This is a genomic window from Aneurinibacillus uraniidurans (assembly GCF_028471905.1).
GTDB classification, from domain to species: domain Bacteria; phylum Bacillota; class Bacilli; order Aneurinibacillales; family Aneurinibacillaceae; genus Aneurinibacillus; species Aneurinibacillus uraniidurans.
This window is the reverse complement of the sequence record NZ_CP116902.1, coordinates 36339-58886: the sequence shown is the minus strand read 5'-3', so window position 1 is coordinate 58886 and position 22548 is coordinate 36339. Positions and strand designations below refer to the sequence as shown.

Annotated in this window: 25 protein-coding genes and 3 pseudogenes; 10 read left to right on the top strand and 18 right to left on the bottom strand. The window is 40.9% G+C overall.

What is annotated here, in order from left to right:
* Positions 1–50: 50 nt before the first annotated feature.
* The 4 genes from PO771_RS00310 to PO771_RS00295 all read left to right on the top strand — a co-directional run bounded on the left by PO771_RS00310 (position 51) and on the right by PO771_RS00295 (position 1986).
* Positions 51–422 carry a CidA/LrgA family protein gene (locus PO771_RS00310; RefSeq protein WP_272561331.1) on the top strand — a complete coding sequence of 124 codons (372 nt, stop codon included), beginning with the start codon at positions 51–53 and terminating at the stop codon, positions 420–422.
* Entirely contained in the window at positions 419–1108 is a 690-nt protein-coding gene (locus PO771_RS00305) for a CidB/LrgB family autolysis modulator (protein ID WP_272561330.1), read from the top strand. Before PO771_RS00310 ends, PO771_RS00305 begins: the two co-directional genes overlap by 4 nt.
* 134 nt (positions 1109–1242) lie before the next feature.
* Entirely contained in the window at positions 1243–1587 is a 345-nt protein-coding gene (locus tag PO771_RS00300; protein WP_272561329.1) for a TM2 domain-containing protein, read from the top strand.
* A gap of 6 nt (positions 1588–1593) precedes the next feature.
* On the top strand, positions 1594–1986 hold the full coding sequence (locus tag PO771_RS00295) for a TM2 domain-containing protein (RefSeq protein ID WP_272561327.1): 393 nt from the start codon (positions 1594–1596) through the stop codon (positions 1984–1986).
* A 75-nt stretch (positions 1987–2061) separates the two neighbouring features.
* Here the strand turns inward: PO771_RS00295 and PO771_RS00290 are convergent, their stop codons facing one another.
* Positions 2062–2409 (bottom strand): hypothetical protein, encoded by a 348-nt coding sequence (locus tag PO771_RS00290; RefSeq protein WP_272561326.1) that lies wholly within the window; start codon positions 2407–2409, stop codon positions 2062–2064.
* A 14-nt stretch (positions 2410–2423) separates the two neighbouring features.
* Positions 2424–2666: pseudogene (locus PO771_RS19420) on the bottom strand (aminotransferase class I/II-fold pyridoxal phosphate-dependent enzyme); the annotation flags it as partial.
* Between the two features lie 56 nt (positions 2667–2722).
* Between PO771_RS19420 and PO771_RS00285 the strand changes: the two are divergent.
* Together PO771_RS00285 and PO771_RS00280 are read left to right on the top strand one after the other, a co-directional pair.
* Positions 2723–3067: a TM2 domain-containing protein gene (locus PO771_RS00285; RefSeq protein WP_272561324.1), complete on the top strand. Its 345-nt coding sequence runs from the start codon at positions 2723–2725 to the stop codon at positions 3065–3067.
* Positions 3068–3073: 6 nt separating this feature from the next.
* The gene (locus PO771_RS00280; protein WP_272561322.1) at positions 3074–3454 is read left to right on the top strand and encodes an NINE protein; all 381 of its coding nucleotides are present in this window, start codon (positions 3074–3076) and stop codon (positions 3452–3454) included.
* Positions 3455–3561: 107 nt separating this feature from the next.
* Here the strand turns inward: PO771_RS00280 and PO771_RS00275 are convergent, their stop codons facing one another.
* Complete coding sequence (locus PO771_RS00275; protein ID WP_272561321.1) at positions 3562–4911, bottom strand: aminotransferase-like domain-containing protein; 1350 nt, start codon at positions 4909–4911, stop codon at positions 3562–3564.
* Positions 4912–5047: 136 nt separating this feature from the next.
* Between PO771_RS00275 and PO771_RS00270 the strand changes: the two genes are divergently transcribed.
* Positions 5048–5974, top strand: coding sequence for a DMT family transporter (locus tag PO771_RS00270; protein WP_272561320.1), 927 nt, complete (start codon positions 5048–5050; stop codon positions 5972–5974).
* Positions 5975–6041: 67 nt separating this feature from the next.
* Here PO771_RS00270 and PO771_RS00265 read toward each other — a convergent pair whose 3' ends face one another.
* The 5 genes from PO771_RS00265 to PO771_RS00245 all read right to left on the bottom strand — a co-directional run bounded on the left by PO771_RS00265 (position 6042) and on the right by PO771_RS00245 (position 11529).
* A complete protein-coding gene (locus PO771_RS00265) occupies positions 6042–7757 on the bottom strand; it encodes a methyl-accepting chemotaxis protein (RefSeq protein WP_272561318.1) in 1716 nt (571 codons plus the stop codon).
* Positions 7758–7942: 185 nt separating this feature from the next.
* On the bottom strand, positions 7943–8509 hold the full coding sequence (locus PO771_RS00260; RefSeq protein WP_272561317.1) for a DUF4309 domain-containing protein: 567 nt from the start codon (positions 8507–8509) through the stop codon (positions 7943–7945).
* Between the two features lie 83 nt (positions 8510–8592).
* Positions 8593–9471 (bottom strand): anti-sigma-V factor RsiV, encoded by an 879-nt coding sequence (gene rsiV, locus PO771_RS00255; RefSeq protein WP_272561316.1) that lies wholly within the window; start codon positions 9469–9471, stop codon positions 8593–8595.
* Between the two features lies 1 nt (position 9472).
* On the bottom strand, positions 9473–9976 hold the full coding sequence (locus PO771_RS00250) for an RNA polymerase sigma factor SigV (protein WP_272561315.1): 504 nt from the start codon (positions 9974–9976) through the stop codon (positions 9473–9475).
* 215 nt (positions 9977–10191) lie between these two features.
* Entirely contained in the window at positions 10192–11529 is a 1338-nt protein-coding gene (locus tag PO771_RS00245) for a DUF2252 domain-containing protein (RefSeq protein WP_272561314.1), read from the bottom strand.
* 267 nt (positions 11530–11796) lie between these two features.
* On the opposite strand from PO771_RS00245, the gene PO771_RS00240 reads away from it, so the two are divergent.
* Complete coding sequence (locus PO771_RS00240) at positions 11797–12372, top strand: GNAT family N-acetyltransferase (RefSeq protein WP_272561312.1); 576 nt, start codon at positions 11797–11799, stop codon at positions 12370–12372.
* 126 nt (positions 12373–12498) lie between these two features.
* On the opposite strand, the gene PO771_RS00235 is transcribed toward PO771_RS00240, so the two are convergent.
* Positions 12499–12702, bottom strand: coding sequence for a hypothetical protein (locus tag PO771_RS00235; protein ID WP_272561311.1), 204 nt, complete (start codon positions 12700–12702; stop codon positions 12499–12501).
* Between the two features lie 112 nt (positions 12703–12814).
* Between PO771_RS00235 and PO771_RS00230 the strand changes: the two genes are divergently transcribed.
* Entirely contained in the window at positions 12815–13228 is a 414-nt protein-coding gene (locus PO771_RS00230) for a MarR family winged helix-turn-helix transcriptional regulator (protein ID WP_272561310.1), read from the top strand.
* A gap of 167 nt (positions 13229–13395) precedes the next feature.
* Positions 13396–14061, top strand: coding sequence for a hypothetical protein (locus PO771_RS00225; protein WP_272561309.1), 666 nt, complete (start codon positions 13396–13398; stop codon positions 14059–14061).
* Positions 14062–14705: 644 nt separating this feature from the next.
* Here the strand turns inward: PO771_RS00225 and rlmH are convergent.
* The 9 genes and pseudogenes from rlmH to yycF all read right to left on the bottom strand — a co-directional run bounded on the left by rlmH (position 14706) and on the right by yycF (position 22515).
* Positions 14706–15185, bottom strand: a complete 480-nt coding sequence (rlmH, locus tag PO771_RS00220) for a 23S rRNA (pseudouridine(1915)-N(3))-methyltransferase RlmH (protein WP_272561307.1) — start codon at positions 15183–15185, stop codon at positions 14706–14708.
* 265 nt (positions 15186–15450) lie between these two features.
* Positions 15451–15666 (bottom strand): CxxH/CxxC protein, encoded by a 216-nt coding sequence (locus tag PO771_RS00215; protein WP_272561306.1) that lies wholly within the window; start codon positions 15664–15666, stop codon positions 15451–15453.
* Positions 15667–15780: 114 nt separating this feature from the next.
* The gene (locus PO771_RS00210; RefSeq protein WP_272561305.1) at positions 15781–16992 is read right to left on the bottom strand and encodes a S1C family serine protease; all 1212 of its coding nucleotides are present in this window, start codon (positions 16990–16992) and stop codon (positions 15781–15783) included.
* 26 nt (positions 16993–17018) lie between these two features.
* Positions 17019–17816: an MBL fold metallo-hydrolase gene (locus tag PO771_RS00205; protein ID WP_272561303.1), complete on the bottom strand. Its 798-nt coding sequence runs from the start codon at positions 17814–17816 to the stop codon at positions 17019–17021.
* Between the two features lie 51 nt (positions 17817–17867).
* On the bottom strand, positions 17868–18647 hold the full coding sequence (locus PO771_RS00200; RefSeq protein WP_272561302.1) for a two-component system regulatory protein YycI: 780 nt from the start codon (positions 18645–18647) through the stop codon (positions 17868–17870).
* Positions 18634–19998, bottom strand: coding sequence for a YycH family regulatory protein (locus tag PO771_RS00195; RefSeq protein ID WP_272561301.1), 1365 nt, complete (start codon positions 19996–19998; stop codon positions 18634–18636). Before PO771_RS00195 ends, PO771_RS00200 begins: the two co-directional genes overlap by 14 nt.
* A pseudogene (locus PO771_RS19415) lies at positions 19985–20332 on the bottom strand (sensor histidine kinase); the annotation flags it as partial. The pseudogene PO771_RS19415 and the gene PO771_RS00195, both read right to left, overlap by 14 nt.
* A gap of 168 nt (positions 20333–20500) precedes the next feature.
* A pseudogene (locus PO771_RS19410) lies at positions 20501–21628 on the bottom strand (histidine kinase dimerization/phospho-acceptor domain-containing protein); the annotation flags it as partial.
* Positions 21629–21795: 167 nt separating this feature from the next.
* Positions 21796–22515: a response regulator YycF gene (gene yycF, locus PO771_RS00185; protein WP_272561299.1), complete on the bottom strand. Its 720-nt coding sequence runs from the start codon at positions 22513–22515 to the stop codon at positions 21796–21798.
* Positions 22516–22548: the final 33 nt, after the last annotated feature.

Here is a 22548-nt window from a genome sequence, read left to right as displayed (position 1 = left end):
ACCTATGAAAATGGATGATGTACACTTTTCACTGAGAGGAGCGAGTGAACGTGGCAACCATAATCAAAGGCACAGGACAGATCATTCTTTTATGTATGTTTTCACTTATTACGAACAAGCTAGTCGATATATTTCATTTAAAAATCCCCGGTAGTATTTTAGGTATTGGGGTTGTTTTTATTCTGCTGCAAGCTAAAATCATTCGCCTGGAATGGATTGAGCTAGGCGCAAAATGGCTGCTGGCAGAGCTACTGTTATTTTTTGTTCCATCAGCTGTCGGGATTATGAAATACCCGCATCTTTTGGTCGATGATGGGGTGCGCGTGGTCTGCGCGATCATTTTTAGTACAATTGCAGTCATGGCCTGTACCGGACTCATCGCAAAAAAAATCGCGGAACGAAAGGAGCAGAAGCTTTCATGATGCTCGCATTTTTCAGCCTCATTCTTACGGTTATGCTCTACGTAGGAGCAAAATGGTGTTATCAACATAAACCAAAAGTTTATTTGTCCCCACTTATCCTTACACCATTACTTATTATCGCTTTTTTACTTTGGACTCATATCTCGTATGACTCATACAATACAGGCGCGAAATGGCTCAGCGACATGCTGCAGCCAGCAACCATCGCATTCGCTGTGCCACTCTATAAATACTTCAATCTATTAAAAAAGCACGCGACTGAAATTATTGTCAGCGTGCTATCGGGCTCTGTTGTAGCCATCATATCATCGATGTTGATTGCCGAAGGGTTGCATTTAAATACACAAATTGTGAACAGTCTGATCCCCCGTTCGGTTACGACACCGATTGCCATGGGGGTTTCCACAAGCATTGGTGGTGTCCCTACAATTACAGCTGTATTCGTCATTATGACTGGACTGTTAGGTGCCGTCATTGGCCCTATTCTTATCCGATTATTACGCATTGAGAATGCCATTGCCCAGGGTGCACTTCTCGGTACAGCTGCACATGGTGCAGGTACGTCTAAAGCATTTGAATTTAGCTCCATTGCGGGGACGATTTCCAGCTTGTCCATGATCATCGCTGCACTCATTACGCTTTGTTTGACACCATGGTTGATGTCTATTATGCTGGTGATTTTTTAACTTCGATCACCAGCATAATGAAATATAGGAGATAACCTCCAATAATATTGTAAAATTTAATAAAAATAGGGTAAAAAACGAAAAATTATTGTATAATGCTTACATATATATACTATTATTGGGGGAGGAAATATATGTCTGTTTTAAACAAGCAAGGACTAACATCTGAAGAACTGCAATTATTAAATTCAGAAATGATGATAAAGCAAAAATCAAGTGGGACAACGTGGTTGCTCTGGGTATTCACTGCACCTCTTGGTGGACATCGATTCTACTTAGGAAAAACCGGTACAGCAGTCGCAATGCTACTAACACTTGGAGGATTAGGAATCTGGTCATTTATTGATTTATTCTTGATCAGTGGTATGGTCAGAGATACAAATAAAAAAATTGAAAACGAAATTCTAGCAGAAATAAAGTTAGTTAAAAACGCAAAACAAAATTCTAACACAAAAGCTATCCCTAATGTTAATCGGTGATGTTGCATGAATAATACTTTTTCAAAGAAGGACTTAACATTAGAAGAACTAGGCATTCTTGAATCAGAGATGCTAAAAAAGAGAAAAAACAAAGAAGCAGCTTGGGGATTATGGGCTGGTCTTTCCTTTTTTGGCGCTCATCGTTTTTATACGGAGAATTATGGTTATGCAAGTGCGATGCTTCTAACCAGTGCCCTTCCCATCGTAGTCATTATTCTTTTATCATTAACTACTGATCTTACTGGTTTTAGTAATTTCTTGTTTTTCTTTTCCGTATTTCTGTTAATTGGTTCAGTAATATGGAGTTGGATAGATGCCCTTTTCCTTAATCGAAGGGTAGAGCAGTTAAACGATGCTATTGAATGCGAAATTATTCATAAAATTAAAAGTGATAGATAGAGTATTACAAATAAAAGTATGTAAGGGGCCGTCACCCATTCGCCTAGTTAGACTTGTGGTGCAGCCCCTCTTTTTTTACAATACTCTTTTGAGTTCTTCAACCATTTGCTCGATTCCTCGTTCAATATCTTCTTCTTTTACGTTGGAAACATTCAGCTTTACTATTTTTTCTTTTGGAAAAAATGACAAGTAATGCTTATCGATCGGGTCCAGCAGAATAGACTGCTTTTTGAGCCTGGCCATCATTTGAGGCAGCGATACCTTTTTATCCAGCAAAATATGCGTATGAACACACGGCTGCTTCGTAGCGTGATAGGTAAAGATTCCACCGCTACGTTCAGATTGTTGCGTTAATGAGGCAGCCATAATCTTTGCCCTACATGCATACGCCGAGCGAATTTTTTGTTTGTGTCGCTCGAACATCCCGCTCTTCAGATAAATTTGATATCTTCCGTTTGAAAGATCCTCTCCAATTCCTGCAAATCAATACCTTCCGCCGTTCTTTTGATTCCCACTACCGGACATTTGTGAGTTTCAAGATATTCAACGAATAAATGGTATCCCGGCTGTTCCACTACTATTTTCTTCTTTTGATTCGGAAAAGGAATCATGATCAGCAAAGATAGCGCCTGTTGAACACCCAATGTGATGAAAATATTACGTTCACTGGTGAAGACCTGAATGAAAATATATTGTATAATATTTACATATATACACTATTATTAGGGGGTAACATATGTCTATCTTAAACAAGCAAGGACTAACATCTGAAGAACTGCAATTATTAAATTCAGAAATGATGATAAAGCAAAAATCAAGTGGTACAACGTGGTTGCTCTGGGTATTCACTGCACCTCTTGGTGGACATCGATTCTACTTAGGAAAAACCGGTACAGCAGTCGCAATGCTACTAACACTTGGAGGATTAGGAATCTGGTCATTTATTGATTTATTCTTGATCAGTGGTATGGTCAGAGAGACAAATAAAAAAATTGAAAACGAAATTCTAGCAGAAATAAAATTAGTTAAAAACGCAAAACAAAATTCTAACACGAGAGCTATCCCTCGTGTTAATCGGTGATGTTTCATGAATAACACTTTTTCAAAGAAGGACTTAACATTAGAAGAACTATACATTCTTGAATCAGAGATGCTAAAAAGGAGAAAAAGTAAAGCAGTAGCATGGGGATTATGGGCTTTTCTTTCCTTTTTTGGTGCTCATCGTTTTTATACAGAAAATTACGTTTCTGCAAGCGCAATGCTTCTCATCATTACTTCTCCTATCTTCATGACTATTCTTCTACCAGCACCTACTAATCATAGTTTCTTATTTCCCTTTTCTATGCTCCTGATAGCCAGTTCAATAATATGGGGCGGGATCGATGCCTTTTTCCTTAGTCGAAGGGTAGAAAAGTTAAATGATGCTATTGAATACGAAATTATTCATAAAATTAAAAGTAATAGATAGAGTACTACAAATAAAAATATGTAAGGGGCTGTCATCCAGTCGTCTAGTTAGACTTGTGATCCAGTCCCTTTTTTTTACGATTGGTCACTCAAAGATCCCCCTGCTAACTAACAAAATACTCTTTTGAGCTCTTTAACCAGTTGCTCGATTCCTCGTTCAATGTCTTCTTCTTTGACATTGGAAACATTCAGCTTTACTATTTTTTCTTTTGGAAAAAATGACAAGTAATGCTTATCGATCGGGTCCAGCAGAATAGACTGCTTTTTGAGCCTGGCCATCATTTGAGGTAGCGACACCTTTTTATCCAGCAAAATATGCGTATGAACACACGGCTGCTTCGTAGCGTGATAGGTAAAAATTCCACCGCTACGTTCGGATTGTTGCGTTAATGAAGCAGCCATAATCTTTGCCCTACGTGCATACGCCGAGCGGATTTTTTGTTTGTGCCGCTCGAACATCCCGCTCTTCAGATAGATTTCCAATGCTCCTTGCGACAGCATAGAGCTATCAATATCAAGCAGTTTCTTATACTGATTGAACATATCAACCAATGCATCGGGAATGACCGCCACCCCGATACGCATGCCAGGAAAAATAATTTTGGAATAACTCTTCAGATAAATGACACGGGACGAAGTATCGTAGGCGTATAAAGGGTCCGCTTTGCTGTCCTGTTCCAAATCGGCCATCTGGTCATCCTCAACAATAAAAACATCATATTTTTGAGCCAATTCCACAATTTTTATTTTCTCCTCTTTCGTATAACAGGTGCCTAACGGATTATGAAATCTTGGAATCGCGTAAAAAAATTTGATATCTTCCGTTTGAAAGATCCTCTCCAATTCCTGCAAATCAATCCCTTTCGCCGTTCTTTTTATTCCGATTACCGGGCATTTGTGAATTTCCAGATGTTCAATGAATAAATGGTATCCAGGCTGCTCTATTACTATTTTCTTCTTTTGATTCGGAAACGGAATCATCGTTAGCAAAGACAGTGCCTGTTGAACACCCGACGTGATGAAAATATTACGTTCGCTAGTGAAGACCTGATAGTTAGTCAACTGCTGTTGAACAACCTGAATCAGAGAAGAAAGGCCTTGAGGCATGCCATAGATAAATAGATCATTTTTATACGTATCAATTGCCTTGTTAATGCAATGTTGAAAATCCAAATAAGGAAAAACATCTGGATCAGGGGCAGAAGTCGCAAAATCGATAACCTGCGATCCTTCTTCCTTACGGGCTTTTATTCTCTTGACCACATAATATCCGCTCTTCGGAACTGAATAAATCATATGCCGCTTTTCGAGCTCATCCATTGCCCGAATGACGGTGCTTTTGCTGCATCGATACTGCTGTGCGAGAGCTCGAATGGAAGGAAGCCTCTCTCCTTCTTTGTATGGGCGTTCTCCAATCAACATCTCAAGATCATTCAACAACTGTAGGTATTTGTGCATTTTTTGATCCCTCACGAGTAGTTTGTACCGGTACAGATAACTGTTTTTCACATTGTATCATACATATTCTCCCCTTAGTATTGAGCTATACCGGTAAATGAAAAGCATTGCATGCATGCTTAGGAGTTATATCTACATGACTGAATATAAACAACATAAAAAAGCTTATCTCGCTGCTGTATTGAATGCGTTCATCATTGGCTTCTCGTTTATTTTTGTCAAATTGGCATTGACAATAACGAACCCGGTGGACACTTTGGCGCATCGTTTTACCGTATCGTTTGTGGTAGCTTCGATTCCTATCATTTTTGGATGGATCCGATTAAATATTACAGTCAAAGGCATATTTTCGATCTTACCTTTAGCTTTGTTCTACCCGGCATTATTCTTCACTTTCCAGGTTTTCGGATTGGTCTATACCTCCTCTTCGGAAGCAGGAATTATTCATGCCACTGTGCCCATCTTCACGATGATTTTGGCAACTTATTTCTTGAAAGAATACACCAGTCAATGGCAAAAGATATTCACCCTATTGTCGGTTGTCGGTGTGACCTATATTTTTGCTATGAAAGGCATCAATCTTGAAACAATGAACAGCAAAGGAACTATTTTAATCCTATTATCAGCGCTTTCTTTCGCTGGATATAGCGTGCTAGCCAGAAAGATGTCACAAAAGTTCAGTGTTATAGATTTAACGTACATGATGACAACGATCGGTTTTCTGTTCTTCAATGGCATGTCTGTGATCCGTCATGTTTCGGAGGGGACGCTCACGCTCTTCTTTGCCCCTTTTTCAAATCCACTGTTTGTAATGTCTATCTTTTTTTTAGGTGTATTATCTTCTCTCGTTACATCTTTCTTGTCGAACTATGCGTTATCACAAATAGAAGCCTCTAAGATAAGTGTATTCAACAATTTATCCACTCTTGTCACCATTGTTGCAGGGGTTATATTTTTGCAGGAAAAACTGGAATACTTCCATCTCATTGGGGCCTTCATGATCATTTTAGGAGTCGTCGGCACCAATCTTCTTAAACCTAAAAAAGCAAAAGCAAGATCATGAGCGGGGAAAATATCAAAGGCTGCACTCCCATATATAAGAGTACAGCCTTTTGATTATCTATAATATCTTATCGTAATATAAATCGGCTGGTCATTTGCTGCAGCCCTTGCGCCATTTGACTTAATTCTTGTATTGACGCCGTTACTTCTTCAATAGAAGCTAACTGCTCCTCTGAAGATGATGCTACTCGTTGCGAATGATCATGAGAGATCTTGGCACTATTTTCGATTTCTACCACAGAAGCACTTACTTGTTCTGAACCAGCTGCCATTTGTTGTGAAGCTGCTGACACCTCTTGAATTTCAGAGGCGATATTTTCAATAGATCGTACAATGTGTCCGAACGCCTCCTCTGCTTTTTGTACAATGTTAACCCCATTTTCTACATCTTGAGTTCCTTTTTCCATTGTAGCTACAGCAGTAGCAGTTTCACCTTGGATTTGTTCAATGATTAAAGCAATGCTCTCTGCTGATTCTTTTGATTGCTCCGCTAACTTTCTCACTTCATCTGCTACTACAGCGAATCCCCGGCCATGCTCACCCGCACGCGCCGATTCAATCGCTGCGTTTAAAGCAAGAAGATTTGTTTGAGCTGCAATACCAGTAATCACCTCAACGATTTTACCAATTTCATTCGAACGTAGTCCCAATTGTTTTACTGTTTCTGCTGATTCACCTACAGAAGAGTGGATATCTCGCATCTGTTCAATAGCTTTTTGTACAATTTGATTTCCGTTCTCTGCATTTTTTATTGCTTCATTTGAAGATTCAGCGGCAAAAGAAGATGATTCAGCGATTTTGTTTATACCAATTGCCATTTCCTCTATCGCACGTGCACTTTCTTCCGTACCTTTTACCTGTGTTTCGGCTCCACTGGCTACTTCTTGAATTGCAGCAGCGATGTGTTGAGTTGCTTGTGATGTTTGTTCGCTACTAGCAGAAAGTTCCTGTGCACTTGCTGATAAATTTACAGCATTGTCACTTACTTGTTTAACGATTCCTCGTAGCTGTACGATCATATCATTAAAATCAGTTGTTAACATTCCAATTTCATCTTTTGATTGATAGGCACCGTATACCGTTAGATCTCCTTCTTTTGCCTTTTGCATTAGAACCTGTATTTCTTTCAAAGGACGAGTAATCATCCGAGAAATTAGAACCCCAATACCAGAGCATAAAACCAATGATACTACGGTCAAAAAAATCATAAGGTCTATGATTTTTGTACTCTTTGCATTACTTTCTTCGTTTGTCTTGTGAGCTAAATCCTGATTATATATTGCAATATCATTTAAAATTTTATTAAGGTTATTGCGAGCAGGAACCATTTTGGATAAATAAGTTTGGTAAGCTTCTGCATTTCGGTTATCCAGAGCTAATTTTAGCGTTTCTTCACGCCCGCTTCTGTATATGGTTATTTGTTCTTGAAGAGAAGTCATTCTGTCCTTTGATGCTTCATATAGTTTTGATTGCCTTAAATTAGCCAGTAACTCATCTGTTGATTGAGCTGTTTTTGCAATCTCGCCTTTTAATTCTTGGTTTTTTGCATGATCAGTAGTCAGCATTAGTTCTAGTATATATGCGTCAACAGAACGCGTATTAGTGCTAATTTGGCTGAACCATTGCATGGGAACAAGCCTGTCATTATATGTTTCATTTGAATGGATCTTTAGCTGTTGAATAGAATAATATCCTGCATAACCAACAGCTATGAGAAAGATTCCTGCTAAAATAATCAATCCAAAAATCTTTTGACTTACTTTCGAATTTTTGATGAAGTTCATAGAAGTTCTCCCTTATTAGAAATATTCTTTACTCTAAGTGAGAAATCGGTTTCACTTCAAATAAAATTTGTGTAAAATTTTTCTTTTTACGTGAATTAATTTTATATATAAAAAATCAACCGACTCCTTAACGTAAAGAGAGTCGGTTGATTTGTGTATAAATTATATCCGAACATACAACTTCCTTATTTCCAATAGTTAGATCCTGTTAAGATTACCGTCATTAATTTTGGATCTTCTCCTTTTTTTATTACATCAAAGACAAACTTAATCGTATAGCCGCCAGCTTTGTAAGTCAGATATTTTGTGTTAGCTGAGCCATCTACCGAAACAGGTTTTCCTACTACTTGTTTCAGTTTAGACATGGTCACTCTCTTGTTTAACGTTGGATCTTGTAAATCAATACGAAGTAATTTGTCATTTGCTTCAAAACTTGTATGTTTTTTATTGGTATAGTCTAAAAAGCTATACTTATTGCTCTTAGCCCCTTCTGCTCCATATTTAGGCATGCCCCACTGTTTAATTATCGTAGATTTTTGGGTCCCGATTTGGAATGGTACGTTTGGTAATTTCCCTTGTTTAGCAAGCTGTATGATATTTTGAATCGCTTTTGTTGTTTGCATATCTATCGTTTGCCTTTGTGTTTGCGAAACATGTTTTGTAGAATCAGCTAAAACAGGTGTAAGTGAGTTGGATATTAACAGTAATGCAGTAGTAAATGTTCCTAATACAACTTTTTTTACGTTCATCATTTCTATTCGTCCCTTCTTGTTGCTTGTGTTATATATTTCACCTGGCTGTTCGAAGAACTTCCACAGATGGCAGATCCAATAGCCTATTTTATATATTCGTTACTAACTAATAAATCAGCAATTGTGTTGGTCGGTATGATAAACTCTAACACGCCCATATACCCTGGAGCGACTTCGTATTTATCAAAGGAGATAACCAGCTTTCCTTCATTGTTAATATAAAAGGCTTGATCTTTAGAAATCGTTTTAAAGTAGTCTATCGTAGAGTCCTTACTCCCTGTACCTTCTACCCAATAAAACTTATCGGGATCTTTCTTCATCTGCTGTCTCATCTGTTCCTTAATATTTTCACTGATCCGGCTTATATAGCTGTCATCTTTAAATAGACTTGGTAAGGTAATCAAAAGTTGATTTTTCTTGTCTACCGTATCGTATTTAAATGTTGTTGAAGAGGAACCAACTGTATTTACAACATACCTGCCCACAGCAAGGATCCGATCATTGTTGGTTTTGACCACATAACCGCTATCCACACCTACATGACCTCCGCCATTTTCGTTTACTTCCTTCATTTCAGCCATGAAATCATTGTACATCTTTTTATTTTCTTCCAGATATTTGTTGTTTAAAGTAGCTTCTAAGTCTTTATTTCCCATGTTCGTAATGGCCGGTACTTTAAAATTGGCTTGAGCATCTCCGTCATCTACTTTAAATTCTTTAAAAGTTACCACCTTGACAAGCGAGTCAACCAAAGGCACTTCTGATAAGACTTTTGCAAAGGTAGGGCTAGTATTGATCCCTGCGATCAATACAATAGCCGCTGCACCGACCCCAGCAAGACTCTTCGTCTTCACATATCTTTTCTTTTTTTGCTTGAGGGCTTTCTTCACAACGAAATCCAGTTCATCCGGGATCGGTATATTCTCATATTTCCGTTTCAATTGTTCCAGCTTTTCGCTCATGTTACTTTGCCTCCTCCAGAAGTTCATCGCCCATTTTAATTCGCAGTTTACGAAGTGCTGTATACAATCGTGTTTTTACGGTGCTGATGTTTTCATCCAGCACTTCCGCAATTTCTTCAATTTTTAAATCTTCAAAGTATCTAAGTATAACCACGGTCCGAAAGGCATGGGGTAATTCATCCAGAGCTCGCTCCAAATCAATATCATGATAAGCGTCTTCGCTTATAGGGCTATGAAATTCTAACGTTTTATCATCCATAGGTTGAATTTTCCCCTGTTTTCTCAGAAAATCGAGCGATGTATTCACCACGATCCTGTAAAACCAGCCTTTCATCGAACCTTCGGATTTTAGGGTTTCTGATGATGACAAAGCCTTATGGATAGAATCCTGAACAATATCGAGCGCATCTTCTGCATTCTTTACATAGCTGAAAGCTAATCGATACACATTCTCTTTATTTTCCGTAATTAAACGTATAAGTAATTTTTCTAACTTCCTATTCATTTGAATACTCTCCTTTGATACGCGCGCACCAATCACTTGCCTTACAAATGAAAGACGTATGAGCATCTTAAAAAGTTTGATTTTTGATTACTGGGGGTAAATAAAGGGAAAAACGTTTCGTTTGTCATTCCGGATAGCCCAATCAGAAAGGGCATAAAAAAAGGACAACCATCTAGGTAGGTTGTCCTTTTTTATCGTATCCATTTTTACTCTACTTATATATCAAATTCTTCCCTGCACCAATCACAAAACAACACGTAGTCTTCTTTCACTTGCTGCTTATACATCATTGACCAAAATATTATCTGTGCACAAAAGGCTTCAAAATCCTCACCAATCGCACGTAGAATCTCTTCTTCACTATGATAAGGAAGAAGATCTCGCTGCACATCTGCATCCGCACGCGCATGAATTTTTGCCGTGATCCGTCCCATAATCTCTACTGTCGAATTGATTTCTTTCACACCCGTCAAATGCTTCGCTTTTACCCGCTTCTTGAATGGTGAACGTTCCCGTACATAAAAATGTTGATCCCCTATAGTAATAAATCCAAGGTACGGGTCCTCATGATGATGCATGGCTTTCTGTGTAGTAATAACTCTTTCCCCTTGATGGGAATGACGCTGCCAGAATCCTTCGTTATACGGCAAGAAATATGCTGGAATGGGTGTACGCACCTCTTTTACTTCTAGTACAAGATCATCCAGCTCCCCTTGTCCATCTCCCTCCACAAGCACATAATATCGTGAAAGGCCTATGGAAGCCGTTCCAGAACCATGCTTGCATGCCATATCTTTAATTCGGTAGAACTCACGGGCACGCCGATCTTCTACATCCAGACTCTCCACATACTCTATCCATACTTGTTCAAGTGCAGCACGCTCTTCATTGCTCGCAGGTTGGATTTCATCTGTCCACACGAAACAACGGCGATTGTCTTCTCCAACATATGTAATTCCTTCAAGCCATTCGCTCGCTTGTCGCTTCTCTAGCTTCTTCAATACTTTGCGTATCGGCCCTTCTGTATTATCTTTGGTGAAAAATAACGTAACAGGATCTTCTTTTTTCCGTTCAAATCGCAGTAGCTGCTTGTAATAAGCAGCTACATACGCTGCAATACTTTCTGTCTGCTCATCCTCACCGAGCCCCTGTCCTTCACAAAACAGCGCAATGCTTGTCGTCATACGCAAAATGTCGTATAAATAAGACCCCATATATCCTTCGTCAAAATCATTCACATCATACACGATATGCCCTTGCTCATTCTGAAAGGCACCGAAGTTCTCGAAATGCAAATCTCCTTGAATCCATGTCGGTTTATCCTCTGGTGTATGAAAAGAAAATGGAACATTTGTTACATCATAATAAAATAAATAGGCACTCCCTCTATAGAAGCGGAAAGGATTTTCCATCATTTTGCTATATTTCTCTTGTCTCATGCTTCGATCTAACTTCATACTCTGCTCATCAAACTGATTTAACACGGCTGCGATGATCTGCTGGCGTAAGGTTTTTCTTGTTTTCTTTACTTGTTCAAGCAAATGAGTAACCATTCTATACCTCCCATCCATTTTCACCAATATTCTATCAGTCACTACCTTAGTTATGCCACTATTTACCTTAATAGATTTCCGTTATTTATGATAAGGTTCATCGTAACATCTTTAGCGCGAATTCGAAAATCACCTATCTGGGCGGAATCATCGACGGCAAGCTTCCCTAGCTATTCTAGTGGAAAAAACTTATGGAATATTAATCTGATTTTAAGATAGCCGCTATATGATTGATTCGAGATTACAGATAGGAGATATGTACGATATATGAACAAGTGGGATAACTTTTTCAGCACATTCCCGAGCATCCAGACAGAGAGGTTATTCCTGCGTCAAATCGTTGCGGCCGATGCCGAGGATCTTTATTGCTTTTATAACGACGCTAAGTTCAAACAATATTTAGACTGGAATGGTCCTAGTTCTATTGATGAATGCCTAAATATGATTGATTTCTGGAATCGCAGCTTCGAAGAGAAAAGAGTGCTTCCTTGGGGAATTTCAACACGCAATAACGACAAGCTCATAGGAACTATTATTATTATGCCAATTCGTGGAACTTTCGAAGATGCACCTCGTTATCCTTTTACGCTCGCTTATGATCTAGAAATGGAGTTTTGGAACAAAGGCTTTATGACCGAGGCTCTCAAAGCCGCTCTTAATTTCTGCAAAAAGGAACCTGACGTGCACAGAATTCAAGCAGAGGTTCTACCGGAGAATAAAGCCTCGCTTAGGTTATTGGAAAAATTAGGTTTCCACAAAGAAGGACTGCTCAATCAATATTTGATGCATGAATCAAGTAAAACCTTTATGAACGTAATCTTAATGGCATTGTTGTGTAATTGATTTCTTCTGCAATGCGAAGAGTCAAACTTCACATTGGTTCACTTCGTCTAAAGTAGCGGTGGTGCGAGGATGATATCCTTGCACCACCGTTTTGTCGTCCTTTGACTTTTAATTGGCCGACTTTGATTAAGGGCGATTCTTGCTTTTGAGGATCAGGTCGATTTTATCACCATCGGCAATGAGAGCAACACGTGTGAATGCCGCAACGTGTTGCTCTCTTCTTGCTTGTTTATGATTTAAAAACTTGCCCTTATTTATGATGCGGTTCACCGTATACGCTATAACGGCTAAAAATAACAAGATCTTGCCGTCCTCAAATTGTGCATTCAATTCATTCAACACTCTTTTTGTATTGGCGGAATGAGGTATTGGCAGTGGCCAAAGTTAATTATATACTTACTATATATTTCAATAAGTAAATATTATAATAGGCTGTGATCATATGTCTAACCATAGTGAAATTCAAAATGTAGAAATTATTTTAAGAGAAATGCTTGAAATACAACAAAAGTCCAAGAGGTTTATAAATTTTCTCTCTGAAGGAGAGCCACTATCCCAAAACCAGCTTATTCTCCTTCTTCAATTGAAATTCAATGGTGGAATGAAAGCAACTGAAATTGCTGATTTTTTCAATCTAACCCCGGGAGCTATTACTTCGATGTGCGATAAACTAGAAAAATTGAATTTAGTACAACGGGTAAGAGAAAGTGAGGACCGCCGAGTCGTAAAAATGGTCTTAACAAAAAATGGTGATAATAATGTCCGCGAAATATTTTTGAAATTTTCGCATGAAAAACTAACAGATATTAAAAAAGTTTTAATAGACGTAAATAAATTAATGAGTACGATCTTTTAAGGATTTCAAATCATGAAATCCTTTTTTTATTGCTTAAGCGTAAAGGCCTTGCTAAGTTGCTTCCAGAGATTATGGTGACACAGACTTTTGTCCTTGACAAATAGCAGTGATTATATTTTAATCAATATATATTTTAATTATTAAAGTAATTTTGGTGGTGTCTATGAGTGACTAATATTCAAAGTAAGAAACTACATAGTATTACCCTTTCAAGTGGCAATATCAAAGACTTGGCATCAGAATGTGAATTATTAAAAATTCGTGGTTCTGTTTCTTTACTTCAAGAAGTCCACTTAAAAGAAATCTATTCTCATGGCTACAGCTCTTTTCATTCTCATGTTGAGGCAGACGTACTAAAAAACTCAGGATCATGTGTCATTAAAGGCAATTGTGCGGTTAAAGAGATTGTGAATGCAGGGAATTTAAAAATAAATAATGGACAAACAACAAAGGTGATCAGTTCGGGAAAGCTGACAATCAATCAGCTTCTTCAGGCGGAACAATTTGAATCAATCGGCATTGTTCAGGCGAAAGAAATGCATACAAAACACTTTCATCTAAAATTGTCAGGTAAAAGTAAGATCGAACGACTTATTACAGATGAAGCATATGTAGAAAAGGATTGGAAATCTTTTTCTTTATCAAAGAAAAAGCTGATTTGCCAATATATAAAAGGAAACAACTTACATCTTATAAATACAGATGCGGAGATTGTTGAGGCAGATGTTGCGGTAATCGGCAAAAATTGCACGATACAAACGCTTTATTATAAAGAAAACTATTCAATCTCTCCAGGCGCTAAAGTCCAACATATCCTAAGGAATGAACAGTAATGAAAATAAAAAAAATGATTTGCACTTTTTTGATCTCGCTAACAATCCCTGTCCTATCCGTCCTGTACGCAGGGTTAGTATTGAGTGCGTTAATCTCACTACTTGCTGGTATATTGCGAACTCTCGGTTTTGAACAAATCAAAATGAGTATTTGGCATGGCATTGATCTCCCTGTCTCTTTAAGTATTCCATTATCACTTGTTGTTTCTTTCCTTCTAATAAAGTGTTCGCTCTATGTAAAACGCTCAATAAAATTTTGTGTTTTAAAGCTTCAAAAATTATTTTATGTTCAAACAAATAAGGCACAATCCTAATCATTGGTTGACCTTGTATCCTTGGGATGGCTGAATTGCTTCTTTCTTGGAAAGTCGATTCGTCAAATTTCTAGAGAGACAGGATATTCTCGGCAAGTCATACGTAAAGCCTTAACAACAACAAAAGTTCCTGTATACAAGCTTTCCAAACCAAAGCCGAAACCAGTAATTGAATCCGTTAAACCAATCATCTTGGAATAGCTGCGTCAAGATGGACAAGTACCTTACAGCAGCAAAACTTAGTAACAAACCAGAACTAGTACAGATAGTCTCGCATTTTTGACTATTGTCGCAAGACCTCCTAGGAGGTCTTGCGATCTTTTATTTGTGTCATTTGTGATAAGGTTCATTCCGATTAATCCGAAACCCTCGATACACCTGCTCCAGCAAAATCATCCGCATCAGTTGATGAGGAAACGTCATCTTCGAAAACGACAGCTTCTCATCCGCTCGCTTCATCACCGCATCTGACAACCCGAGCGAGCCACCGATCACAAACGCAACCGAACTCTTCCCATATGTCGCCCACTGATCTAGCTTCTGTGCCAGCTTCTCCGACGACCACATCTCCCCGTCAATCGCCAGTGCTACCACATGCTGATCTGACTTCAGCGCAGCCAGAATCCGCTCGCCTTCCTTCTGCTTTACACGCTCCATATCCGCCACACTCAGATTCTCCGGTGCTTTCTCATCCGCCACTTCTACCAAATCAATCTTCGCATACGCAGACAACCGCTTCGCATATTCCTCAATCCCCAGCTTCAAATATTTCTCTTTTAGTTTACCAACCGATATAATGGCAATGTGCATAACTTATTTTCCTTTCACTTTTTTCAAACTCTTTCGTATACTTATCCCCGAAAAAAATGAGGTTATACACAGGTGTGGATAACCTCATTTTGTGAATATATAAGTTTCACTATCCAATAAAAATCCTTGGTATTACAGGATTTTTTCAAGAAGAATGCAGTTGTTAACAAGAATAATTTGTAATACACAGGGTTTTACCAACAAGTTATCAACAATCCACAGCACCATTTTCTCTATATCTTGTTTACTTTTGTGGGAAACCAATTTATACAAGTAAGTACTTCGGTGTTTGTCCACAGTACCGGCAGCTTACAGGTTTGTTCCAGGAATGGAATACTTCTTGCTCAAGCAATACCACATCCGGCGCTTCTTCAAACTCATCTACAAATTCATCAAGCGCTACTTCCATATGTTCTTCATCACATACAATAAAATTCTGGCCGCCTTCTTCAAGATACTGCTTTTTTTCCGCGCTTAACATTTTCATTCCTCCTGTTTTCACCCTCATTATGTCGTATGTTCCTGTCAACTATACGCCCAGACAGCACAAAAAACGAGTGCGAATAGACGCGTGTGCGCTCGCACTCGTTTCTCCCTAGGAACTCTGCTGCTTAGACAGCACTACATTTACTGTTTGCTGCTTACCATCGCGATAGACAGTTACTCTCACTGTATCTCCAACATTTTTCTTAAACACATATTTGCGGAGCTGTGCCTGATTTTCGATCTTCTGACCATCGATCGCTACGATCACATCGTATTTCTTCAATCCGCCCTTGTTTTCTGGAAGAAGTGCCGGTGTATCTTTCACGACAACACCACTATTCACTGAGTCTGGAAGCTTAAGTGGATCTTTCCAAGCGTCGGTAGGCACTGCCTGTAGATCAATCGGGATGATTCCCAACTGCGGACGCTGTACCGTATGATATTTAATCAAATCATCAATGATTTTGCTCGCATCGTCAATCGGAATCGCGAATCCTAAGCCCTCGACACCAGCTTTCGATATTTTCAAGCTGTTAATCCCAATAACCTGTCCAGCAATATTCACAAGCGCTCCCCCGCTGTTACCCGGGTTAATTGCTGCATCTGTCTGTAGTACGTTCGTCTCGTAGTCTGGTTCTCCATCTCCATTAAGATCAACTGGCATCGTACGCTCAGTCGAGCTAATAATCCCTTCTGTAACGGTACGAGAGAATTTCAAACCAAGAGGATTTCCAATCGCAATTGCTGGTTCCCCGACTTTTAATGCAGAGGAACTTCCGAACTCTGCTACTTGTGTTACTTTAGAGCCATCAATTTCAAGTACTGCCAAGTCGGTTAAAGCATCCTGTCCAACAACACGGGCATCAATGTACTTCTCTCCTGTAGTCAGCGATACTTGTACACGCTGCGCCCCTTCAATCACATGATTGTTCGTTACAATATATGCCTTACCATTGGCCTTACGGAATACGATACCGGAACCAGTACCCGCTTCTCCTTCTTTTACTTGTCCAAAAAAGTTTTGTGTACTTTGAATATTGATAACACCTACAACTGCATTTTCTACTTTTTGTACAGCTTTCGTAACTGCCGTATCTACATTAACTGAATAATTAGCTGTTGGGCCTGGCAAATTTGCTGTGTTATCCCCATTTGGTGACTGTGCACCCCAACCTGGTAAATAACCGGACTTAAGCAATGTCGGTACCAGCATTAACACGATCAGGCCGCCAATAATAGAAGAAATTAGCGCGGTGAAAAAAATTGAACCGCGTCCGCCTGTACGCCGTGTATCTTTGTGCTCCTCATCGTAATAACTCATATGACTGCTCCTTTCTGTACGTACTCTTATTTACGAATAATCTCCTGCATGGCAGTAGGATGAATGGGGGATGTGTCTTTTAGCTGGACATGAGTTCCATCATGAAACCCGCTTTCCTCCAGAATGTTTTTCACAGTCAGACGTGCCAACTCCGTCATGTTGTTTTCTTTGCTCAGATGTGCCAAGTACACCGTCTCTCCTTTTCCCTCCAAAATCTCAGTCAGAGCTTCCCCTGCCGTATCGTTGGACAAATGGCCCACATCACTCAAAATGCGGCGCTTCGTGTTCCACGGGTAGCTTCCCATACGCAGCATCTCAACATCATGGTTCGCTTCAAAAATGTAAGCATCTGATCCACGCACCGTGTCTTTAATACGCTGACTGACATACCCAAGATCGGTCGTCAGGCTGACTTTGGCATCTTCTTCATGAAAACAAAATCCCATCGGCTCGGCCGCATCATGTGATATACCGTATGATTCGACTTTCATCGTGCCAAAATCAATCGTCTCTCCCGCCTCCATAAGCTTGCGCTGATCTTCCGCAAGCGTTCCTAGCTGGCGATCTAGCTGCTCCCATGTTTTAGTGTTCGCATACACCGGAAGCTGATAGCGACGGGCCAGCACTCCGACTCCTTTAATATGGTCAGAATGCTCATGTGTAATGAGAATGGCATCAAGCTCCGACGCATCCGCTCCTACTTCCGTAAGCAATTTCTCAACCTGCTTGCCGCTTAAGCCTGCATCGACCAATACTTTCCCACTTTTTCCTTCAATATAAAAAGAATTCCCTGTACTCCCACTGGCTAATACACTGAATTTCATAGCTTCCTCGCTTCCCTACCTCTTTCATACTCAATTATTATTAGGGATGTTTCATTTTTTTTCAAGTGCCTGAATTTGTTCAATTGCCCCAGTAATTCCATTTACATATTGCATGCCATTCGTGTGAACAATCCGCCAGACAGGAGCAAGCACTTGAATGTCTGCATCATACATATGACCGTAATAACCAATCGAAATATCAGAGATCGATTCCCCGTATCGGATATAACCATTATCAAGCAATGTTCGAACAGCTGTTAGTGCCGGGATGACCCGGCGACCATTTCCCTGGCTAATAATCTGAACATGTGTCTGGCTATAACCGAATACCCGGCTTCCTTTCACTCTAATATCCATAGGCACACTGAATAGCGGATAACGCTGATACGTTTGGACATAGTGGGCCGTGTACGCGCTACTAGAACGAGTATCATAGACATATTCACGTGCAAAAGGGACATACGGTTCCATAACCTTCAGCAAATCCACTCGATCCTCCGAATTAGGAACGAGAAGCGGACCATCAAACGTAACAATCACACCATTTCCCTGGCTTTCCGTTTCTGATTGTCCGGTAAGCCGTGCCAGATGCGCAGAAAATCCGGTAAACTTTACGTACATGTAATACATTTCTGGTGTTCCAGATGGAATATCTACTGTCAATTTGATATGACGAGACTGTAGTAATTCCTCCATACTAGAAGGAATCAGTTCCCCCTGCGGCATCCCTGCACGGTCACGGTTGTAGCTATAAATGATTTGATAGCCAAGGAACAAATCCAGAAGCAAAAACGTTAGAATCAGAATGGTTTTGGCTTTACTCCAATCCATTACCGTCACCTCTTCCACCTGATACAGCAGCCGGCAAGTACAGGGGCGGCTTATTTTTTTGCTGAACCACCCATACGGGATTCATCTCGATAAAGTCATAGCGTTTCCCCGCATACATCGCCAGTTCAATCCCGATGACTTGATCCTTTGGTATCCCTTTCCGTTCTAATTGCCGGGCAACTTCCCCGCCGTTCATTACCAGAGTAGCAGTCCGCTCAAAATACGTATCGAGCTGACGCATCGGATACTGTGCCTGCGCTATGCTATCGTCCGTTGTCTCGATTACCACAACCGTTTCTCCATCATTTTCACTATAAAGCGGATAAGGACCAACATGTTGGCGGAATCGGTATACCGCTGCCCGGCTTTTGCCCGGCAACGCGGTATCCACACTCGCAAATTGATACGTTCCTGGCCATCCTCCATGCTTGTTCATAAACGATACCGCTGCATGAAGAGAATCATTGAAGTTATGGTCCTCTCCCGTTTCTTTTGGCACCTGAACTGGATTGCGATACAATAAGTAATTATGATGCTTAGGAATCGAGACCGTCTGACTTCCATTCGTATAGATTTGTGTTCCGTCGCGTTCCGTTACTTCCCGAGCCAGACCTGCATCCGTAAATAAAAAGGATAGCATGTTCTGGGCGGTAATCGGCTGATAAAAATAGCGATAACGATACATCTTCAAACGCTCTTTTGGCATATACACTGCCGGATTTCCGGTTTTCTCGTTAAAAGGACGATATACGATTTGCTCAGTGAGAGAAGCCAACAGAGACGGTTGCAAATATGCTTCTAACTCTGCTGGTGTAAGCGATGTACGCGCCTTGGTGATACGCTGCCGACTATCTGAGATAAACAACGCCTGCACGGTTCCATCCTCTTTATTACTATACAACCAGATTCGGTTAGCAGACAGGATTCCGCTAATAGCCTGTCCCCGAATCGTCAACCGTTCTCCTAACGTATCTTCAAGCACATCGCCACTGTAGACAAGTTCAATCCCACGCTTTTTCCCCTCGATGCTCTCCCAATCTTCCTTATTCCAGGACATCGGAGTAAACGAATACACGTTCCATTGCTTCATGTTTGCCACAAGTTTCTTATACAAGTTCGTATCTGTGCGTGCCTGAAAATGCCTGCCGTCCCCTGTATGAACACGCGCATAAGCAGGTTGTACAAGCGCTTCCGCTTCATACGTACGTCCGAATGGCTGGGGAGCTACATAGTTGGCTGAACTTAAACTATCGAGATGCGGCATCGTATTCCACAAGACTCCCGACAATAGAAGGCTTATAATGATCAACACGACCAGTACAACCGTTTTGATCTGCTCAAGTTGCTTCATGTTCCCTATCCTCCTCGATTGGAAGCGTGAAGCTTACTTTTGTTCCTTTCTGCCATTCACTTGTCATCTCGATCGTCCCGCCATGCGCCAGTACGATTTGCCGGGCAATGGACAGCCCGAGTCCCGTTCCGCCCATGCTGCGGCTGCGTGCCTTGTCTACACGATAGAACCGTTCAAAAATACGTTTTAGATCACGCTGCCGAATCCCAACGCCTTCATCCTCTACCTCAATCCGCACCAGGTTCCCTTCCTGTGCAGCACGCACCGTAACCGTTGTGTTTTCATTCGAGTATTTCATCGCATTCGATAACAAATTATCCAGAACTTGAATGACCGCGTCACGATCAGCACGGACAAGGGGGAGACCTTGATCAGACAACTCCAGGTTCAAGTCAATTCGTTCCTGTTGAATTGGAATCCGAAACCTCTCCCGTACATCCCATAGCAGTTGCGCTACGTCAATCGGACGCATATCAAGCAATTGCTGCCGGGCATCGTATCGGGAAAGCTGCAAGAGATCATGCACAAGGCGCGTCATCCTGTCTGTCTCACTAAGCAATACCTGAAGGAATTTCCCGGCAATGGCCGGGTCATGCATGGCACCTTCCTCCAATGCCTCTAGGTAACTCTTAAGCGTTGTAAGCGGTGTTCGCAGCTCATGTGATACATTCGCTACAAACTCTTGCCGAACACGCTCTAGCTCCTCCTGTTCTGTTACATCCTGAAGCACCGCGATAATGCCCGGCTTCTGCTCTGCTTCATGGCTTGTCAGCATATTAAAACTAAAACGAATGAGTCGTTCTTCCCCTTCGACGTTCATATCCACAATGACTGGAGCTGCCGGTTGAAAAAAGGCATCGCCTTCTTCCTGATCCTCTGGAATCGAAAGTACCTCATACAGACTGCGCCCAATCGTTTCCTCATAGTCAACACCAAGCAGACGCTGGGCAGGACGATTGATCAACATAATGTTATAATCCCCGTCTGTCGCGATTACTCCGTCGCTCATATGTGTAAGAATAGAGGCAAGCTTTTCTTTCTCTGCTTCGTTCTGAGAAATGGCTCGCCTAAGACGACTGGTAAGTAAATTGAATGTCTCACCAAGCTGCCCAATCTCGTCCTCGGAATACACGCGGACACTTCCATTAAAATCTCCGTTCGCCATTGCGGTCGCCTGCCTGGTAATTTCTTTAACAGGTGTTGTAATGGTTCGGGCGAGCACAATGCCGAGCGCAGCGGTAAGCAGGAGGGCTATTCCCGTTCCGGTCGCCAGGATTTTGTTAATCTGGTTCATCGTTTGATACATCTCTTCCATGGAAGCAACCAGATAAAGAGCTCCGAGAATCCGTGCTCCTTTTTTAATCGGAAACGCAAGCACTTTGACACGCTGGTGAGTCTCTGGATTATACTGTACAGATTCACTTCGTGTGCCAAGCAATGCCATATTCACTTCAGCCCGTGTATTTTTCTGCCCAATGACTGATTTATTTTCTTCTGTTGTCGTCAGTACAATCCCGTTCTGATCAAGTAACTGTACGTCCGCATTGCGCAGCACGAACAGATTACGGATCAAGTTGTCCACATCTTCTCTGGGCACTGTATCTCCCTCAAGATATTTTTCAATATTCATTGCAAGCAGATTGGCCTGTGTATTTAATGTTTCAGTAAAGTTGTTCACATAGTACGATTCAGCTGTGCGAATGAAGTACGCACCGATCACCTGCATGGCAATCAAAATAAGCAGCAAATACAAAATGACGACCTTCCACTGTACCGTCTGAAAAAAACCAACCCGCTTCATCGCACATCCTCTACCGGGTTGCGCATCATATAGCCAAGGCTGCGTCGTGTAATGATGTATTGAGGTGAACTTGGATCATCCTCTATCTTTTCACGGAGACGCCGAATCGTCACGTCCACCGTCCGTGCATCACCGAAATAATCAAACCCCCAGACAGCCTGAAGCAGGTGATCACGTGTCAGCACTTGATCCAGATGTTGAGCGAGATAATGCAGCAGTACAAATTCACGGTGTGTAGTCTCAATGGGCTGTCCGCGTTTTTCTACGGTATATGATTTCATGTCGATAATCAATGTACCGACTGAGATTCTTGCTTCATCTGCTTCTTCCCTTCCTTCTGGCTTGGTAACCTTCGTATGCCGACGCAAATTTGCCTTGATACGAGCGAGTAGTTCCCGACTGCTAAACGGCTTAGTTACATAGTCGTCCGCTCCAAGTTCAAGTCCAAGCACTTTGTCTAACTCACTATCTTTGGCAGTCAGCATAATAATCGGAACATCGGAAGTCTGTCGGATTAAGCGGCAGACTTCGATTCCATCTTTGCCCGGCAGCATAATATCAAGCAGGATCATATCCGGTTCATATTTATTGGCAACATCAAGTGCCTCATAGCCATCATACGCACACTGTACGTCATATCCTTCTTTCTCCAACGTGAACTTTAGAATGTCTGCTATTGGACGTTCATCATCTACTACTAATACTTTCTGTTTCATTCTTTCCCACCTCTCTTCCTTTTCTTCCACCCT

Excerpts from the sequence above, each read along its gene's own strand:
- PO771_RS00215 (WP_272561306.1), bottom strand. The coding sequence starts at position 15,666 with ATGTTAAGCGCGGAAAAAAAGCAGTATCTTGAAGAAGGCGGCCAGAAT.
- PO771_RS00270 (WP_272561320.1), top strand. The coding sequence starts at position 5,048 with ATGACTGAATATAAACAACATAAAAAAGCTTATCTCGCTGCTGTATTG.
- PO771_RS00210 (WP_272561305.1), bottom strand. The coding sequence starts at position 16,992 with ATGAGTTATTACGATGAGGAGCACAAAGATACACGGCGTACAGGCGGA.
- PO771_RS00295 (WP_272561327.1), top strand. The coding sequence starts at position 1,594 with ATGAATAATACTTTTTCAAAGAAGGACTTAACATTAGAAGAACTAGGC.
- rsiV (WP_272561316.1), bottom strand. The coding sequence starts at position 9,471 with ATGAGCGAAAAGCTGGAACAATTGAAACGGAAATATGAGAATATACCG.
- PO771_RS00195 (WP_272561301.1), bottom strand. The coding sequence starts at position 19,998 with ATGAAGCAACTTGAGCAGATCAAAACGGTTGTACTGGTCGTGTTGATC.
- PO771_RS00285 (WP_272561324.1), top strand. The coding sequence starts at position 2,723 with ATGTCTATCTTAAACAAGCAAGGACTAACATCTGAAGAACTGCAATTA.
- PO771_RS00265 (WP_272561318.1), bottom strand. The coding sequence starts at position 7,757 with ATGAACTTCATCAAAAATTCGAAAGTAAGTCAAAAGATTTTTGGATTG.
- rlmH (WP_272561307.1), bottom strand. The coding sequence starts at position 15,185 with ATGCACATTGCCATTATATCGGTTGGTAAACTAAAAGAGAAATATTTG.
- PO771_RS00200 (WP_272561302.1), bottom strand. The coding sequence starts at position 18,647 with ATGGATTGGAGTAAAGCCAAAACCATTCTGATTCTAACGTTTTTGCTT.
- PO771_RS00280 (WP_272561322.1), top strand. The coding sequence starts at position 3,074 with ATGAATAACACTTTTTCAAAGAAGGACTTAACATTAGAAGAACTATAC.
- yycF (WP_272561299.1), bottom strand. The coding sequence starts at position 22,515 with ATGAAACAGAAAGTATTAGTAGTAGATGATGAACGTCCAATAGCAGAC.
- PO771_RS00290 (WP_272561326.1), bottom strand. The coding sequence starts at position 2,409 with ATGTTCGAGCGACACAAACAAAAAATTCGCTCGGCGTATGCATGTAGG.
- PO771_RS00240 (WP_272561312.1), top strand. The coding sequence starts at position 11,797 with ATGAACAAGTGGGATAACTTTTTCAGCACATTCCCGAGCATCCAGACA.
- PO771_RS00260 (WP_272561317.1), bottom strand. The coding sequence starts at position 8,509 with ATGATGAACGTAAAAAAAGTTGTATTAGGAACATTTACTACTGCATTA.
- PO771_RS00275 (WP_272561321.1), bottom strand. The coding sequence starts at position 4,911 with ATGCACAAATACCTACAGTTGTTGAATGATCTTGAGATGTTGATTGGA.
- PO771_RS00305 (WP_272561330.1), top strand. The coding sequence starts at position 419 with ATGATGCTCGCATTTTTCAGCCTCATTCTTACGGTTATGCTCTACGTA.
- PO771_RS00205 (WP_272561303.1), bottom strand. The coding sequence starts at position 17,816 with ATGAAATTCAGTGTATTAGCCAGTGGGAGTACAGGGAATTCTTTTTAT.
- PO771_RS00245 (WP_272561314.1), bottom strand. The coding sequence starts at position 11,529 with ATGGTTACTCATTTGCTTGAACAAGTAAAGAAAACAAGAAAAACCTTA.
- PO771_RS00300 (WP_272561329.1), top strand. The coding sequence starts at position 1,243 with ATGTCTGTTTTAAACAAGCAAGGACTAACATCTGAAGAACTGCAATTA.
- PO771_RS00250 (WP_272561315.1), bottom strand. The coding sequence starts at position 9,976 with ATGAATAGGAAGTTAGAAAAATTACTTATACGTTTAATTACGGAAAAT.
- PO771_RS00230 (WP_272561310.1), top strand. The coding sequence starts at position 12,815 with ATGTCTAACCATAGTGAAATTCAAAATGTAGAAATTATTTTAAGAGAA.